We start from the raw sequence: 16,161 nt of genomic DNA on the forward strand, positions 1-16,161 counted from the left end.
TTCAGATCACACGTCGAACGAGACCGCCCGCGCGGTCACTCGCTCGTCTCGACCTCGAACAGGTCCTCGAACTCGAACGGCGCGAGCGCCTTCAACGCCCCGCTGATGAACCGCGCACCAGGCCGCAACTCACCGTCACGCGCACGCTTCACCGTCGACCGGTTGAGCCCCATCGCCTTGGCCAACGCGTAGTCCGAGTGGAACCCCGCCAACCGCACAGCCTTGGTGAACGCGTCATCACGCAGCCTCACCGCATACCTCGGATCACCGACCCGGTGCGGCACACGAGCTACCGACTCCGCCGTGCCCTCTGGCCCACCCGGCTCGATCCTCCGCCGCCTGCGAGCCCCCGCATCAGCAGCGAGGGCCTGGGCGATTTTCTCCGCCTTCTCCCGCTGCTGCTCCGCGAGGAACAGCGCCTCCCTCTGCCGCCCACGATCAGTCTCCGCGACCCGCCGATATACCTCGGCCGCCCGCTGGTGGAAGTCCCGCCACTCCACCCGCGTGGCCTCCCGTGACGGCACCACCTCAAGCAGAGCGTCATGAGCCTGCCGGAGCGTCGCCGCCGACTGCACGGCCGACCACAACTCCTCCAGCGACGTCACTCCCCCTCGTCCCCCTCGACGCCCAGGGCGATCCCTCCGTCCTGCAACGCCGAGCGCAGCCGGTTGATCGAGTCCTTCTCGACCACCAGGACGACCGGGAACGCCTTGCCGAAGCGAATCTCCACCCGGTCGGCGAACGTCTGCGGGTAGGCCCGGATGGGCAGGTCATCGGTCACGTGAAGTCGAACCATGGCGTTGCTCATCGGTCACGCCGCCTTGGCAGCGGACTTGACGACGACCGGCTTCATGCCCGAGGCCCGCAGGCTGTACCCGAGCTTCGCCCGACACCTGTGCCGCTCACCCCCGTGGCTCCCCCGGCACGCCTTGTCATCGATCCACGGCGTCACCGTCAGCCCTTCGAAGACCACCGGCCGCACGTCCGTCCCCGGAATTGCCTCCGGCGGCACCGGCTGGTGCGGAGCCGCGATCTTCACCGTCACCACGGCGTCCGTCTTGCGCTCCGCCGCCTGGTCGATCACCAGGACCGACCACACCAACAGCCCTGTCTCCTTGTCCGTCTCCTGCTGAACCGGCAACCCCCTCGCCCGCTCATCGGCCGACTGGAACCTGAGCACCGGCTCAACACCCATCACCAGCGCGCCACGGGGAAAGACGAAGTCGTGCGTCGCCGGGAGCCTGCTCCCACCACTGATCGCCACAGCCGATCTCCTGTCATCAGCGTCGGCTGGACCCTTGGTCCAGCACCTTGACACCAACCACTTTCGGCTGTTCAGCGGGACGCAAGCACCGCATAGCGGGACTTCTAAGGACGTCCCTGCTAGCTTGAAGACGTCCCAAGTCGTCACCACGGGGGTACACATGGCCAACGAACGCCTACGAGAAGCCCTGCTCCGCAACGGCCTGGACCTCGACCATGTAGCCCGAGCCACCGGCGTCGACCCCAAGACCGTCGAACGCTGGATCACCAAGGGCCGAGTCCCCTACCCCCGCCACCGCCACACCATCGCCTCGATGGTCCGCGAGACCGAGAACTACCTCTGGCCTGACGCGGTAGCCGCGGACCGCAAGGCCGAGATTGCCGAGTCCGAAGTGGTCAAGGTCTACCCCCACCGCAACAACATCCCCGCGGACCTCTGGGACCGACTCCTCAACGACGCCACCAAGCACATCGAGGTGCTATCCCTGGCGGCTCTCTTCCTGGTCGAACGCCCGACCTTCGCGAAGGAGCTGCGCCTCAAGGCCGAACAGGGCGCCAAGATCCGCCTCCTCTTCGGTGACCCCACCGCCCGCGAAGCCGCCCGCCGCAGCGAGGAAGAGCAGCTAGGCAAGGGCACCGTCGCCGCCCGCATCCGCAACGCCCTGGCCTTCGTCCGCCCGCTGGTCGACGTCCCCGGCATCGAGGTCCGCCTCCACAAGACGACTCTCTACAACTCCGTCTTCCGCTTCGATGACGAGATGATCGTCAACACCCACGTCTACGGCTTCCCCGGAGCCCACGCCCCAGCCCTCCACCTACGCCGACTCTCAGCGGGCGACCTCTTCGAGACCTACTCCGAAAGCCTGGAGACCGTCTGGGCCGGAGCGAAGCGCGCCACCTTCTGACAAGGTCGAACCATGACGCGGACCGACTACCTCAACGACGCGAACGCCCCGAAGCCCAACAGCATCCGGGTAGCCGTCAGCGCCATCGTCCAAGACCCCACCGGCCGCCTCCTGATGATCAGGCGCACCGACAACGACAAGTACGCCATCCCCGGCGGCGGCCAGGACGTCGGCGAAACCCTCACCCAAGCCGTCATCCGCGAGGTCGAAGAGGAAACCGGCATCCACGTCGAAGTCACTGGCCTGGTCGGCCTGTACTCCAACCCCAACCACGTCATCGCCTACGACAACGGCGAGGTCCGCCAGGAGTTCTCCATCTGCTTCCGCGCTCAACCCATCGGAGGCGAGCTGCGCACAAGCAGTGAATCCAAGGAAGTCCACTGGGTAGACCCTGACCGCCTACCCGATCTCGACATCCACCCGTCAATCCGCCTACGCATCGACCACGGCCTCAGCAACCGCGCCGATCCCTACTTCACCTGACCTCAACCCCAGCGTCCCGCAACCGAGCCTCCGTACGCTCCACCGCAGCGACCAACTCAGGCTCCGCCTGACGTACAAAGAGCGTCACTAGATCCTCCGGCCCATACCGCTCCTGAATTTCTTGTATCCGGCGACGAACGTCCACCGGCTTCCCGTCTGGCCCGGTTGTCATGTCGGCCCACCAAAGCGCATCTCGAAGTGCCGTCCTTTCGTCAACCCATTGCGCCAACTCGGATGAATACATCCTCAATTCAGCTTCCCGATATGCGCAAGAGTGATGAGCGACTAGGGAACAGATCCGCTTGGGCCAACCCTTCTGCCGAAGATAGTTGGCACCATCCAAAGCATGGAACCCCGTGGCGTGCACTTTCGGGGCGTATCCAATGTCGTGAAGCCACGATGCCGACACCAGCAAGTCAGCCTCAAAGGTCGAGAACAATGGGGCAATCTTTCCTGCGCGTGCCGCAACGCCCTCGATATGACGCCAACGATCTGGCAGCTCGTGAGCAAGCAGTTCATGAGCCAGCGAGCGAGTTCGGGACAGGTTCATAGGGTGTACTCTAGCCGCAACATGACACAAGCAACACGGACCTCATACATCTTGAACAATAAATCGGGCTCGCTCGAACAACTCATCGAAGGTTACCACTTCGGTATCGAGAACACCGCGCCTGAAGAGTTCGAAGCTCGTAGCGCGCTCGCGACTGATTCCGTGCTCCGCCTCAAACTCCTTCAAGCTTCCGATCACCAAAACCTGCTTCGGCTTCAATGCGGCAACCTCTACACCGGTCGGCGTACCATCAGGGGACGACAAGCGATGAAACTCATCGCCTATATCTCTGACGGCCTTGTCTACAGTCTTCTGCAACTGCGCCAGACCACCGCTAAGCTCATCAGACGGCTGGAACACATCGGGCGGCCTGTACGCCTCGACGGCAAGCAGAGGAGTCTTGTGCGTCTTGATCTCACAGAACAAGAGACTGCTAACAAAACCGCGTGACCTTAGCAGTGCATCTATACGCTTACCCGCACCACCGAACAGGTTGGCGCCAGTGGTTATCTGTTCAAGTTTCCCATCTTTCACAGCCTGACACGAAACAACGTTCAACCCGTAACCAAAAATCCAAGTGTTATCTTCAAAAAACTTTTGCCATACGGCTTCCGGGCCCGCCTTATTCCCGTTCTTGCCGAACCGTACGCGCTTCTCCTCAAAAAACCGTTCGTCCGTAAGAAGCATGCCGAATACTTCGAGCTTCTTCTTTCGATTCGCGAGCAACTTGATGTCAGCCTCAGTCAACTGGGCACCCAATGCCTCGCGAACCGCCTCAACAACAGTCCGCCTATCTTTACCTTGTAGAAGTTGGGCAAGCTGACCACTCTCGTCGTCGACAAGCCGAAAGTGGTTATCTGGCAGAGAGACCACAGAAAGGCTCTGCAAAAAGTTGATCACACGCCAGAAGTTTCCGTGACACTCGTTCGTATCTACAATCGCCTTAACCTCGCGCGTCGATACGACATCGTCGATAACTTCCATCGCCACGACATTGGGTTCTACTTTTGTTTTATCGCGCTTCCAAAGCCTGATCCGCGGCGAGTATCGTCCATCTTTCTTAATTAACGTCACACGACACAGGGTGGCAACTTGCTTTCCGTCGTCAAGGACGAAATCTTTGACCGTCCTACCGGTTTTTACATCGTAGAAGTGACTGAATCCTGTATCTTGCTTTACTAGCCTGACTTTCAGTTGCGAAAAATCGTCGTCTTCCACCGAAAAATAGTAGAGCCGCACATCACCGAGGTTCACAATCGGCATACTGTTTCCCATGCATCCATGACTGCGTCTGCCAGTCGTTGCCGAATTCAGCTATACAGGATCAAGGCGCGCGCCGCCTGCAGTAGCGCGGCACGCCCGGCGTACGTTGGCACCGACTCCCCGCATCACGGCACGCCGGGCTCCCGCTCCGCTCCGCCCGTCGGCCGTGCGCGGAGTCGGTGCACGTGGCTGGGATGGCGGCGCACTTGCCCTGACGGGCACGGCTCGTCGCGGCTTTGGCAGTTCGCCAGTCGGGACGATCGCGCGGTTACCCGGCCTGGTCGGGCTGGGCACGGCGATCGACTGCCGCGACGGCTTCGCCGCCTTGCCATCGCTCCGTCAGCGCTTGTCGCGAGGCGGGTTCGGGTCGTTCCCCTTCGGCGAGGTGTCCCGGGAGCGAATCCGTCCATCACGGCCGTGGGTGATCGCGTCCCCGCCGGTGTTGGCGACGATCTCTCGTGCACGTGCTGTGGCTTCCGCCTGCGTGTCGAAGTGAGCGCTCGCCCGCGCGGCATCCGGCTTGCGGACGTCCCAACCACCCTCGGGATTGGGAACCACGTGCCGGTCGTTGTCACCCATGACGCCTCCTCGGAGCATGGACCAAGCGTTGGTAGTCCAATCGACGCTGGCGGCGCGTGCGCTACTCGAACGGGTTCTCTTCACCCGAACGGCCGCACTGACTGACGCCATTCTGTACATGGCAAGGGGCCGTCCGGCAGGCCAGGACGGCTTCGCAGTTGCTCGATGGAGCACAACCAGGCCCACGTCCGCTCGCCACGTCGCGTGCGATTAGCGTGCTATTAGCCCAGGTCAACGAGGGTCAACAGCGGTCAACTGCGGCTGGGACGAGAGCTGGTCAGACGCAGCGGGCTGGGGCTGACGCCGCACTTCCAAGCTGGTCATGCGGGTTCGATTCCCGTCACCCGCTCTCTTGCTCCCTCGCTGGTGGACCGCTCACCGACCGTCCCTTGTGGACGGTCTTTTGGTTTGGCGGTCCGGTCGGGCGGATGAGGTTGACCGGTTGTACGGGGTTGATCTTCGTGCGGCTCCTGGTGGGGAGTGCTTGCGCGGGCTTGAGCAGGTTGTGGAGTGGCTCGATGAGCTGAAGTCCGGAAAATCGGCCTGCCCCGGCGGGGGTGGTGGTGGGTGAGGTTCACGCTGTTGGGGCACGGTTCGGGTCGGCGGGTGATGCGGGTCCGCCCCTACGCTCGCGGCTGACGGGTTGTTGCCAACCACCTGGCACGTGCGGGCTCGTCGCGTGGTTGTGGGAAGTGGTCGCGAACTGGGCTGCTTCCCACAACCCGCACTTCCGCCGGCCTCATGATGTACCCATGCGCCTGGACCAGATCGTGGTGGATTGCCTGGACCCCGCACGCCTCGTGCGGTTCTGGGCGGGGTTGCTCGGTGGGGAGCCGGTCGATCGGGAGCACGGGTGGGCGCACGTCGTTCCGCCCGGGTGGCCGCGGATCTCGTTCCAGCCCGTGCCGGAGGCGAAGGCGGTGAAGAACAGGCTTCACCTGGATGTCGACGTGGATGACATCGCCGAGGCGACGGAGAAGGCCGTTCGGCTCGGGGCGATGACGCAGGGTGGCGTCCAGACCGACGAGCAGGGCAGTTTCCAGGTGCTGCTGGACCCGGCGGGCAACGAGTTCTGCTTCGTCAAGGCACACGTGCGGTGATCGGCAGGCGACCAGTCAGGACGAGGACGTCAAAGCGCGCCACAGCGCCTCGCCGAAGCGGATCGCCAGCACCACCATGAGGACGCCGATGGCGAAGGTCACCAGGCATCTCAGGATCACGCGCAGCTTGGTCACGCGCACAGTGTGCCTCCAGCACGCCCCGAACTCAGCCCGTAGCAGCGGCAACGGCGGCACGCAGCGCGCGCACGACCGCCACATCCCCCTCCACCGACACGTGCTCCTCCCCCACCCGCCCCCACAACCACAGGTCGACCGCGGACGCCGAGCCGCTGACGACGGCCGCCGGGTCGGCTCGTGGGCAGTAGTCGACGATCCCCTCGTGCAGCGCCACGGTCCACTCCCGGCCCGGCACACGCAGCGTCACGGCTCGCCCTGACGTGTGGGCGCCGGGTGGCTGGTGGCAGCCCAGCCACAGGCGCAGCACCTCGTCGACGCCGTCCGCCGCCAAGCCCGGCTCCAACGGCGCCGCGGAGCCGGTCGCGGCCTGCGCGTCGACCCGGTGCACGGCCGTCTCGTGCGCCATCCGCCGCACCCAGAACCCCAACGTCCCGTCCCACGGGCACCACGTCGCCGCAGGTGAAGCGGCACGTTCCGGATCCAGCACGGCGATCAGCGCCGCCGCGCCGACCCGGTACCAGTCGACCAGGTCGGCGTCACCCGGCGAGCACTCCCACCCCGCCGGACGCGCGCCGCGGGTGATCCACTCCGCCACCATCCGGTGGATCGAGCCGACGTGCACGAGGAGGTCACCGACCGTCATGCCGGGACACGCCGGCACGTCACGATCGGGTGGTGCCAGATCTGCCGCGACCGCCAGCGCCTCCGCTTCGACGCGCAGCGCGCCGGCCAACGAGTGGGCATCCATCGGCGCAGCATCGCGGAACGAACGGCCCGAGCGCGACCCCTGAATTGGATCGCGCACGACGGCCGACCGGCGTATGAACGTGCCATGGCGCTCAACCTCCGCACCCTCACCGCGGACGACCTCCCGGAGTTCCAGCGGGTCGTCAACTCGGCGTTCCTGTCCGACAGCGTCGAGGACCAGCTCGAACGGTGGCGTGGCCTGTTCGAGCCGGACCGGCACCACGCCGTGTTCGACGGCGACGAGCTCATCGGCGGCGGCGGTATCCAGAGCCGTGAGATCACGTTGCCCGGAGCACGCCCGACACCGGTCGCGGCGGTCACGTCGGTCGGCGTGAAACCGGGCCATCGCCGTCGCGGCGTGCTCACCCGCGTGATGCGCGCCCAGCTGCACGGCATGCACGAGGAGGGCACCGAGGCGATCGCCGCGCTGTGGGCCTCGGAGGCGGCGATCTACCCCAGGTTCGGCTACGGGCTCGCGGCCGAGTTCACCCGGCTCGAAGTGCCGCACGGCGCGAAGTTCCGCCCCGGCGTGGCGACCGGCGGCGAACGGGTGCGCGAGGTGTCGCGCGACGAGGCCATGCCGGTCATGAAGGCCGTGTACGAAGACCTGCGGCCGTCCCGGACGGGGTGGCTGAGCCGCACGGACGCCGCGTGGGACCACCACCTCGCCGACACCGAGCGCGACCGCGACGGGCTGAGCGCGTACCGCTACGTGCTGCACCCGCAGGGTTACGCGGTCTACCGGATCAAGGCGGACTGGCAGGTGCGCGGCCCGCGCAACGAGCTGCACGTGCGCGAGATCGCCGCACGCACCGACGAGGCGTACGCGGCGCTCTACCGCTACCTGCTGGACGTCGACATGGTCGGCGAGCTGAAGTTCTTCACCGCCTCCGACGACCCGGGCGTCCACCTGCTGGAGGACTCACGGCTGGCGCTGCGCGGCCGGTCCGACTCGCTGTGGGTGCGGATCGTGGACGTCGACCGCGCGCTGCCCCTGCGCCGCTACCTCTCCGACGTGGACGTGGTGCTGGAGCTGTCGGACGAGTTCTGCCCGTGGAACGCGGGCCGGTGGCGGTTCACCGTCAAGGACGGCGAGGCGACCGTGCAACGGGTGGACGACGACCCGGACGTCGTGCTGGACGTGCAGGCGTTGGGGGCCGCGTACCTAGGTGGGACGAGGTTGGCGACGTTGGCGCGCGCACAGCGGGTGAGTGAGGTCACCGCGGGTGCGCTGAACGCCCTGTCACATGCGCTGTTGGGCGATCGGGAGCCCCACTGCCCGGAGGTGTTCTGACCGTTTCGGGAACCTCGACCCGGCGTGGGGCGTTTTCCGGACAACAAGCACCGGGAGGGTCGATGACCACCACGATCGTGTTGCTCGTGCTGCTGGTCCTGGTCGGCGCGGTCTGGTACGCCGCCCGTTCCGCCGCCGAGAAGCGCCGCCGGGAGCTGGAGGACGCGCAGGCCGAGGCGCGCCGTTGGGTGGAACGGCTGGGCGGCCAGGTGATGAACCTGACGGGCACGGACGTGGCCTCGCAGCAGGCGATGGCCGACGCGTCCGAGCGGTTCACCGCGGCCGGGTCGCAGATGGAGCAGGCGCGCACGGTGGAGCAGTGCCGCCTGGTCACGCAGACCGCGATGGAAGGCCTGTACTACGTGCGGGCCGCGCGCGTCGCGATGGACCTCGACCCCGGTCCCGAGCTGCCGGACCTCACCGGCCAGAGCCGGGCGGGCAAGGTGTCGGAGGAGCGTGACGTCACGGTGAAGGGTCACCGCTACGTCGCCTCGCCGCGGCCGGGTTCGCACACGCCGCACTACTACCCCGGCGGTGTGGTGGCGGGTCGTCCGGTGCCGGAGGGCTGGTACTCCGAGCCGTGGTGGAAGCCCGCGCTGGTGGCGGGCGCGTGGGGCTTCGCGTCGATGATGCTGTTCAGCGCGATGTTCACGGGCATGGTCGGCGTGCCGGCGGCCGTGGCGTCCGAGGACCCCGGCGGCGCCGAGGACGGCGGCGACGGTGGTGACGGCGGCGACGCCGGTGGCGACTACGGCGGTGACTTCGGCGGCGGCGATTTCGGCGGCGGGGACTTCGGCGGGTTCTGACGCGTCAGGCGGGCTGGCAGGTCGGGCACCAGTAGAGGTTCCGGCCGGCCAGCGAGGCGGCGGCGACGGGCGTGCCGCAGACCAGGCACGGTTGGCCGGTGCGGCGGTAGACGTAGACCTCGCCGCCGTGCCGGTCCTGGCGCGGCGCCCGGCCGGTGACCTCGGGCAGGTGCTCGGGCCGCACGGTGTCGATGCGCCCGACCTTCACGCCGGCGCGCATCAGCACGGTCAGGTCGAGCCACAGGTCGTCCCACAACGCCCGGTCGACCTGGTTGCCGGGCACGAGCGGGTGGACGCCGTGCCGGAACAGCACCTCGGCCCGGTAGACGTTGCCGACGCCCGCGAGCACGGTCTGGTCCATCAGCAGCACGGCGATGGACTGGCGCGACCGGGCGATGCGCGCGTGGGCCAGGTCCGGTTTCGCGTCACGGCGCAGCGGGTCCGGGCCGAGGCGGGCGCGCAGCGCGGCCACCTCGACGTCGGTGAGGACCTCGCACCGGTTCGGGCCGCGCAGGTCCGTCCAGTGGGTGGGGCCGGACAGCCGCATCCGCACCTGGCCGACCGGCTGGGTCACCGGGTGCGGCGACTCGGTGAACGTGCCGTAGAGGCCGAGGTGGACGTGCACGGTCGCGTCCGGTCCGTAGACGTGGAACAGGTGCTTGCCGTGCGCCTCGGCGCGCCGGAACAGCCGACCGTCCACAGAGGACGCGGAGAACTTGCCCTGCGGGCTCGACACCCGGACCGTCGAGCCCGCGTACCGGCGTTGGTGCAGCTTCGCCAGGCGGTGGAGCGTGTGACCTTCGGGCATCAGGGCAGGGCCGGCGCCTCGCCGGTGCGCTCGTACTCGCTGAGGATGTCGATGCGCCGCGCGTGCCGCTCCTGCCCGGAGAACGGGGTGGCCAGGAACGCCTCGACGATCGCGAACGCCTCCTCGGTGGTGTGCATCCGGCCGCCGACGCCGATGAGCTGGGCGTCGTTGTGCTCGCGGGCGAGCTTCGCCGTCTCCACGCTGTAGGCGAGGGCGGCGCGGGCGCCGGGCACCTTGTTCGCGGCGATCTGCTCGCCGTTGCCGGAGCCGCCGATGACGATGCCCAGGCTGCCCTCGTCCGCGACGACGCGGCGGGCCGCCTCGATGCAGAACGGCGGGTAGTCGTCCTCCGCGTCGTAGACGGCCGGTCCGACGTCGACCACCTCGTGGCCCGCGTCGGTCAGGTGCTTGACGAGGTGGGTCTTCAGCTCGAAGCCCGCGTGGTCCGATCCCAGGTAAACGCGCACGTCAGCAAGTCTGCCATCCTTGGCCGCGTGTTCGGACAAGAGGGTTCCCGGCTGCGGTTGGAGTGGGGTCCGGAGGGGGTCGCCGCGCTCGGGGAGCAGTGCGCGGTGCTCGTGATCGTGGACGTGCTGTCGTTCTCCACGGCGGTGGACGTCGTCGTGGCACGTGGTGGGGCCGTGCGGCCGGTGCACTGGTCGAAGCGTGCGTCGGCCGCTCGTCCGGCGGACCCGTCGTGGACGTTGCGGCCGTCGTCGCTGGTGTCGGTGCCGGCGGGGGCGGAGTTGGAGCTGGCTTCGGCGAACGGCGCGACGTTGTGCGCGTTGGCCGAGGCGACGGGGGCGATCGTGCTGGTGGGGTGCCTGCGGAACGCGCGTGCGGTCGCGACGGCGGCGCGGGCGTTGGCGGCGGGTGGGCCGATCGGCGTCGTTCCGGGCGGTGAGCGGTGGGGCGTGAACATCGCGGACGACGCGGACGCCGGACCGTTGCGGCCGGCGGTGGAGGACCTGCTCGGGGCGGGCGCGGTCATGTCGTCCCTGTTGGGCTACGGCTCGGCGTCGGTGGAGGCGGCTCTGGCGGCGGAGACCTACGCGTGGGCGTCGGTGGAGGACGTCGTGGCCGGGTGCGTGTCGGGGCGTGAGCTGATCGCCGCCGGTCACGCCGGTGACGTCGCCTTGGCCTCCGAGGTGAACGTGAGCACCGCCGTCCCCCGCCTGACCAACGGCCTCCTCCGCGCCTGACCCCCGCGCGTGTCGAACGCTCAGGTCCCGCGTGTCGAACCTTCAGGTCCCATGAGTTCAACACTCACGACGAGGACCGCCGACGCCTGGAGAACCTGAGCGTTGAATTCGGGGGTCCTGAGTGTTCGACACGCGGGGCCCGAGTGTTCGACACGCGGGGTTAGAGTTGGATGGACTTCAGTTCGGTGAATTCGGAGAGGCCGTGGGGGCCGAATTCGCGGCCGTTGCCCGACTGGCGGTAGCCGCCGAACGGGGCGCTGGTGTTGAACGCGGCGCCGTTGATGTCGACCTGGCCGGTGCGCAGGCGCTTGGCGACGGAGAGCGCGCGGGAGTGGTCCGCGGAGAAGACGGCGCCGCCCAGGCCGTAGATGGTGGAGTTCGCGATGCGCACGGCGTCGTCCTCGTCCGCGTAGGGCATCACGGACAGCACAGGGCCGAAGATTTCCTCTTGAGCGATCACCATGTCCGGCCGCACGTCGCCGAACACGGTCGGCGTGACGAAGAAGCCCCGGTCGAGAGGTCGGGAAGGGCCGCCCAGCGCGAGCTTCGCCCCTTCCGAGATGCCGCGCTCGATGTAGCCGACGACGCGGTCGCGCTGCGCGGCCGACACCGCCGGACCCATGCGGGTGGACGGGAGAGCGGGATCGGCCGGCTCGTACTTGGACGCGGCGGCGACCGCGATCTCCAACGCCTCGTCGTGCCGGGACGCGGGCACCAGCAAGCGGGTCCACGCGCTGCACGCCTGGCCGTTGTTCATGTACGCGTTGCCCACGCCGATCTTCACCGCACGGGTCAGGTCGGCGTCGTCCAACACGACGTTCGCCGACTTGCCGCCCAGCTCCAACGCCACCCGCTTCACCGTCTCGGCGGCCAGCGCGGACACCCGCCGACCGGCCCGCGTCGAACCGGTGAAGGACACCATGTCCACCATCGGGTGACTGACCAACGCCTCGCCGACCACCGGCCCCGTGCCGTGGACCAGCGAGAACACGCCCTGGGGCACACCCACGTCGTAGAGCACCGAAGCGAGCAGGTCGGCCGTGAGAGGCGCCAGCTCGCTCGGCTTGAGCACGACCACGTTCCCCGCCGCCAACGCCGGCACGACCTTGGCCACCATCTGCTGCAACGGGAAGTTCCACGGCGTGATGGCCGCGACCACGCCGACCGGCTCCCGCAGGACGAGCGAGTTCCCGATCTCCGAAGCGGCGAAGTACCCCGCGTCCACCGCGTCGGCCACGCCACGCGCGATGCCGACCGGGTTCGGCACCTGCACCCGCGACGCGAACGTGGCCGGCGTGCCCATCTCCGCCGTCATGGTCGCGGCGAACTCCGAGGCCCGCGCCTCCAGCGCGTCCGCCACCGCCCGCACGAGGGCCGACCGGGACTCCGGCGACGTCGCCGACCACGCCGGGAACGCGGCGACCGCCCTGGTCACGGCGGCGTCCACGTCACCGGGCGTGCCGGCGCGGACCGTGCCGACGACCTCTTCGGTGGCCGGGTTGACGACCTCGATCACTGCGGACTCCCCGAGAACGGTGTGACACTCCACGACGAACCTGGCCTCAGAGTGTCACACCGGACGCGTCAGGAGAAGTCCAGACCCCCGGTCCGGGTGCGCTTGAGCTCGAAGAAGTACGGGAAGCCCGCCAACGCCCGCGCGCCGTCGAACACCTTCACCGCGTCCTCGCCACGCGGGATCTTGGTGAGCACGGGCCCGAAGAACGCCACGCCGTCGATGTGGATCGTCGGCGTGCCGACGTCCATGCCCACCGGGTCCATGCCGCGGTGGTGGCTGGCCCGCAGCTCCTCGTCGTGCACGTCGGTGTGCGCGGCCTCGGCCAGCTCCGCGGGCAGGTCCACGTCCTCCAGCGCCAGCTTGATGGCCTGGTCGTAGTCACGCGTCTTGCCCAGGCCCTCGTTGTGGATGCGGGTGCCGAGCGCGGTGTAGAGGTCGCGCAGCACGCCGTCGCCCTTGAGCTTGGCCGCGGCGATGGCGACGCGCACCGGGCCCCAGCCGCGGTCCATCATGTCGCGGTAGTCGGCGGGCAGGTCCCGGTCCTCGTTGAGCACGGACAGGCTCATCACGCGGAAGTTCAGGTCGAGGTCGCGCTGCTTCTCCACCTCGAGGATCCACCGGGACGAGATCCACGCGAACGGGCAGATCGGGTCGAAGTAGAAGTCGACCTTCGTGCGTCCCTCTGTCGACATGCGGTGTTCCCTCCGTGGCTGTTCGTGAGCGGGCGCCGGGTTCAGCGCTTCCATCGTGCTCAACCAGCCGACCACACGCAGTCTTCCCTCGGACGCCAGTCCACTTCCGGGGGTCCCACGTGATTGGATGCGACTGTCGTGTTCACCGACTCGACATCCATTCCCGTTCCGACGACGCCGGCGCCGAGGTCCCGTGGCGGCGGCAGACGAGGTGACCAGTGGCGGCACCCAACCTCACCCGCGACCAGGCGCAGCAGCGGGCTGCGCTGCTGGAGGTCGATTCCTACCGGATCGAGCTGGACCTGACCGACGGTGGCGGCAAGCCCGGCTCGGACACGTTCCGCTCGACCACGACGGTTGCCTTCCGCAGCCAGACGCCCGGCGCGTCCTCGTGGGTCGACATCGTGGCCGCCAATGTCCACCGCGCCGTGCTCAACGGGCACGAGCTGGACGTCTCCTCCTACCGCGAGGAAGACGGCGTCCACCTGCCCGACCTGGCCGAGGTCAACGAGCTGACCGTCGAGGCCGACTGCCGGTACATGAACACCGGCGAGGGCCTGCACCGGTTCGTCGACCCGGTCGACGGCGAGGTGTACCTGTACTCGCAGTTCGAGACGGCGGACGCCAAGCGCATGTTCGCCTGCTTCGACCAGCCCGACCTCAAGTCGGTCTACCACCTCACGGTGACCGCGCCGCACCACTGGAAGGTCGTCTCCAACGCGGCGATCGAGTCCACTGTGGACGGCCTGGGAGGCGCGGACAAGCACGTCTTCGCCACCACCAAGCCCATGTCGACGTACCTGGTCGCGCTGGTGGCCGGTCCTTACGCCGAGTGGCGCGACGAGTTCAGCGACGGCGACACGACGATCCCGCTCGGCATCTACTGCCGCGCGTCGCTCGCGCCGCACATGGACGCCGAGCGGCTGTTCACCGAGACCAAGCAGGGTTTCGGCTTCTTCCACAAGGCGTTCGGGGTCACCTACCCGTTCGGCAAGTACGACCAGTGCTTCGTGCCCGAGTTCAACGCGGGCGCGATGGAGAACGCGGGCTGCGTCACGTTCCTGGAGGACTACGTCTTCCGCAGCCGCGTCACCCGCTACCTGTACGAACGCCGTGCCGAGACCGTGCTGCACGAGATGGCGCACATGTGGTTCGGCGACCTGGTGACCATGCGCTGGTGGGACGACCTGTGGCTGAACGAGTCGTTCGCCACCTGGGCGTCGGTGCTGGCGCAGGCAGAGGCGACCGAGTACCGGCAGGCGTGGACGACGTTCGCCAAGATCGAGAAGTCGTGGGCGTACCGGCAGGACCAGCTGCCGTCCACGCACCCCGTGGCCGCCGACATCCCGGACCTCCAGGCGGTCGAGGTCAACTTCGACGGCATCACCTACGCCAAGGGCGCCTCGGTGCTCAAGCAGCTGGTGTCCTACGTCGGCCTGGACAACTTCCTGTCCGGCCTGCGGGTGTACTTCGGCAAGCACGCCTGGGGCAACGCGACGCTGGCCGACCTGCTCAACGCGCTCGAAGAGGCGTCCGGGCGCGACCTGTCGTGGTGGAGCGCGCAGTGGCTGGAGACCACCGGCCTGAACCTGCTACGACCCAAGTACTCGGTCGACGCCGAGGGCCGGTTCACCGAGTTCGCCGTGCTCCAGGGCGGTGCGCGGCCGGGCGCGGGCGAGCTGCGCACGCACCGGTTGGCGATCGGCGTGTACGACGCGGACGCCGACGGCAAGCTCGTGCGCACGCACCGGGTGGAGCTGGACGTGTCCGGCGAGCGCACCGAGGTCCCCGAGCTGGTCGGCGTGCCGCGCGGCAAGCTGGTGCTGGTCAACGACGACGACCTCACCTACTGCACGATGCGGCTGGACGCCGACTCGCTGGCGTCGCTGATCGACCACATCGCCGACATCGCCGAGCCGCTGCCGCGCACGCTGTGCTGGTCGGCGGCGTGGGAGATGACGCGCGAGGCCGAGCTGAAGGCGCGCGACTTCGTGAACCTGGTGCTCGGCGGGCTGCACTCGGAGACCGAGGTCGGCGTCGTGCAGCGGCTGCTGCTCCAGGCGCAGACGGCGCTGTCGTCGTACGCGGACGTGTCGTGGCGCGACGAGGGCTGGCGCAGGTTCACCACGCGGGTCCTGGAGCTGGCGCGCGCCGCCGAGCCCGGTTCGGACCACCAGTTGGCGTTCGTCAACTCCCTGGCCGGGTCGGTGCTGGACGCCGCGACGCTGGAGGTCGTGCGCGGCTGGCTGGACGGCACGGACGTGCTCGACGGCCTCGACGTGGACACCGACCTGCGGTGGCGGCTGCTGCACGCGCTGGTCGCGCACGGCGCCGCCGGGCTGGACGAGATCCGGGCCGAGGAGGAGCGCGACCCCACCGCCACCGGTCGGCGCAAGGCCGAGTCGGCACGCGCGCTGCGGCCGACGATCGAGGCGAAGACCGAGGCGTGGGACCGCGCGGTGAACGACGACGAGCTGCCGAACGCGGTGTCGGAGGCGATCATCGCGGGCATCCAGCACCCCGGCCAGAAGGCGCTGCTCCAGCCGTTCGTGGCGCGGTACTTCGCCGACGTGGCCGACGTGTGGGAGCGCCGGTCGAGCGAGCGGGCGCAGTCGATGGTCGTCGGCCTGTTCCCGTCGTGGTCGATCTCGAAGGAGACGGTCACGGCGGCCGACGAGTGGCTGGCCGAAGAACGCCCGCCGGCCCTGCGCCGACTGGTGTCGGAGGGCCGCGCGGGCATCGTGCGCGCCCTGGCCGCCCAGGAGTTCGACCGGTCCTGAGGTTCGACGTGTGACGTGCGCGGTGCCGCCGCGTG

At 68.3% G+C, this 16,161-nt stretch carries 18 protein-coding genes; 7 read left to right on the top strand and 11 right to left on the bottom strand.

The window, feature by feature from the left end; genetic code table 11:
* Positions 1-35 precede the first annotated feature (35 nt).
* Genes LNK82_RS47595 through LNK82_RS05795 form a run of 3 tightly spaced genes read right to left on the bottom strand, consistent with a single transcriptional unit; the run spans position 36 to position 1,180 of the window.
* Positions 36-605 (bottom strand): AMED_5909 family protein, encoded by a 570-nt coding sequence (locus LNK82_RS47595; protein ID WP_308257167.1) that lies wholly within the window; start codon positions 603-605, stop codon positions 36-38.
* Positions 602-781, bottom strand: coding sequence for a hypothetical protein (locus tag LNK82_RS05790; protein WP_230565888.1), 180 nt, complete (start codon positions 779-781; stop codon positions 602-604). The genes LNK82_RS47595 and LNK82_RS05790 overlap by 4 nt, the downstream gene beginning before the upstream one ends.
* Before the next feature lie 30 nt (positions 782-811).
* Positions 812-1,180 (bottom strand): hypothetical protein, encoded by a 369-nt coding sequence (locus LNK82_RS05795; RefSeq protein ID WP_230565889.1) that lies wholly within the window; start codon positions 1,178-1,180, stop codon positions 812-814.
* Positions 1,181-1,424: 244 nt separating this feature from the next.
* Here LNK82_RS05795 and LNK82_RS05800 point away from each other — a divergent pair, with 244 nt between their 5' ends.
* Positions 1,425-2,168, top strand: a complete 744-nt coding sequence (locus LNK82_RS05800) for a DUF5919 domain-containing protein (RefSeq protein WP_230565890.1) — start codon at positions 1,425-1,427, stop codon at positions 2,166-2,168.
* Between the two features lie 12 nt (positions 2,169-2,180).
* A complete protein-coding gene (locus LNK82_RS05805; RefSeq protein WP_230565891.1) occupies positions 2,181-2,651 on the top strand; it encodes an NUDIX hydrolase in 471 nt (156 codons plus the stop codon).
* Here LNK82_RS05805 and LNK82_RS05810 read toward each other — a convergent pair.
* The 3 genes from LNK82_RS05810 to LNK82_RS05820 form a co-directional block, all read right to left on the bottom strand.
* Entirely contained in the window at positions 2,644-3,201 is a 558-nt protein-coding gene (locus LNK82_RS05810; protein WP_230565892.1) for an HD domain-containing protein, read from the bottom strand. The genes LNK82_RS05805 and LNK82_RS05810 overlap by 8 nt on opposite strands.
* A gap of 42 nt (positions 3,202-3,243) precedes the next feature.
* On the bottom strand, positions 3,244-4,455 hold the full coding sequence (locus LNK82_RS05815) for a Shedu immune nuclease family protein (protein WP_230565893.1): 1,212 nt from the start codon (positions 4,453-4,455) through the stop codon (positions 3,244-3,246).
* A gap of 348 nt (positions 4,456-4,803) precedes the next feature.
* A complete protein-coding gene (locus tag LNK82_RS05820; protein ID WP_204841906.1) occupies positions 4,804-5,043 on the bottom strand; it encodes a DUF2188 domain-containing protein in 240 nt (79 codons plus the stop codon).
* A 752-nt stretch (positions 5,044-5,795) separates the two neighbouring features.
* Between LNK82_RS05820 and LNK82_RS05825 the strand changes: the two genes are divergently transcribed.
* The gene (locus tag LNK82_RS05825; RefSeq protein ID WP_230565894.1) at positions 5,796-6,143 is read left to right on the top strand and encodes a VOC family protein; all 348 of its coding nucleotides are present in this window, start codon (positions 5,796-5,798) and stop codon (positions 6,141-6,143) included.
* Positions 6,144-6,309: 166 nt separating this feature from the next.
* Here the strand turns inward: LNK82_RS05825 and LNK82_RS05830 are convergent, their stop codons facing one another.
* Entirely contained in the window at positions 6,310-7,029 is a 720-nt protein-coding gene (locus LNK82_RS05830) for a maleylpyruvate isomerase family mycothiol-dependent enzyme (RefSeq protein WP_230565895.1), read from the bottom strand.
* An 84-nt stretch (positions 7,030-7,113) separates the two neighbouring features.
* Here LNK82_RS05830 and LNK82_RS05835 point away from each other — a divergent pair, with 84 nt between their 5' ends.
* Together LNK82_RS05835 and LNK82_RS05840 are read left to right on the top strand one after the other, a co-directional pair.
* Positions 7,114-8,322 carry a GNAT family N-acetyltransferase gene (locus LNK82_RS05835; protein WP_230565896.1) on the top strand — a complete coding sequence of 403 codons (1,209 nt, stop codon included), beginning with the start codon at positions 7,114-7,116 and terminating at the stop codon, positions 8,320-8,322.
* A 62-nt stretch (positions 8,323-8,384) separates the two neighbouring features.
* The gene (locus LNK82_RS05840; RefSeq protein WP_230565897.1) at positions 8,385-9,128 is read left to right on the top strand and encodes a hypothetical protein; all 744 of its coding nucleotides are present in this window, start codon (positions 8,385-8,387) and stop codon (positions 9,126-9,128) included.
* Between the two features lie 4 nt (positions 9,129-9,132).
* Here LNK82_RS05840 and LNK82_RS05845 read toward each other — a convergent pair whose 3' ends face one another.
* On the bottom strand, positions 9,133-9,936 hold the full coding sequence (locus LNK82_RS05845) for an Fpg/Nei family DNA glycosylase (protein ID WP_230565898.1): 804 nt from the start codon (positions 9,934-9,936) through the stop codon (positions 9,133-9,135).
* Positions 9,936-10,403 carry a ribose-5-phosphate isomerase gene (locus tag LNK82_RS05850; protein ID WP_230565899.1) on the bottom strand — a complete coding sequence of 156 codons (468 nt, stop codon included), beginning with the start codon at positions 10,401-10,403 and terminating at the stop codon, positions 9,936-9,938. Before LNK82_RS05850 ends, LNK82_RS05845 begins: the two co-directional genes overlap by 1 nt.
* Before the next feature lie 27 nt (positions 10,404-10,430).
* Between LNK82_RS05850 and LNK82_RS05855 the strand changes: the two genes are divergently transcribed.
* Positions 10,431-11,138 carry a 2-phosphosulfolactate phosphatase gene (locus LNK82_RS05855; protein WP_230565900.1) on the top strand — a complete coding sequence of 236 codons (708 nt, stop codon included), beginning with the start codon at positions 10,431-10,433 and terminating at the stop codon, positions 11,136-11,138.
* Positions 11,139-11,298: 160 nt separating this feature from the next.
* Here LNK82_RS05855 and LNK82_RS05860 read toward each other — a convergent pair whose 3' ends face one another.
* Both LNK82_RS05860 and LNK82_RS05865 read right to left on the bottom strand, forming a co-directional pair.
* The gene (locus LNK82_RS05860; RefSeq protein ID WP_230565901.1) at positions 11,299-12,654 is read right to left on the bottom strand and encodes an aldehyde dehydrogenase family protein; all 1,356 of its coding nucleotides are present in this window, start codon (positions 12,652-12,654) and stop codon (positions 11,299-11,301) included.
* A 68-nt stretch (positions 12,655-12,722) separates the two neighbouring features.
* On the bottom strand, positions 12,723-13,346 hold the full coding sequence (locus tag LNK82_RS05865; RefSeq protein WP_230565902.1) for a mycothiol-dependent nitroreductase Rv2466c family protein: 624 nt from the start codon (positions 13,344-13,346) through the stop codon (positions 12,723-12,725).
* 218 nt (positions 13,347-13,564) lie between these two features.
* Here LNK82_RS05865 and pepN point away from each other — a divergent pair, with 218 nt between their 5' ends.
* Positions 13,565-16,126, top strand: a complete 2,562-nt coding sequence (gene pepN, locus LNK82_RS05870; protein WP_230565903.1) for an aminopeptidase N — start codon at positions 13,565-13,567, stop codon at positions 16,124-16,126.
* Positions 16,127-16,161 lie beyond the last annotated feature (35 nt).

The sequence above is a fragment of the Saccharothrix luteola genome (assembly GCF_020859565.1).
Lineage (GTDB): Bacteria > Actinomycetota > Actinomycetes > Mycobacteriales > Pseudonocardiaceae > Actinosynnema > Actinosynnema luteola.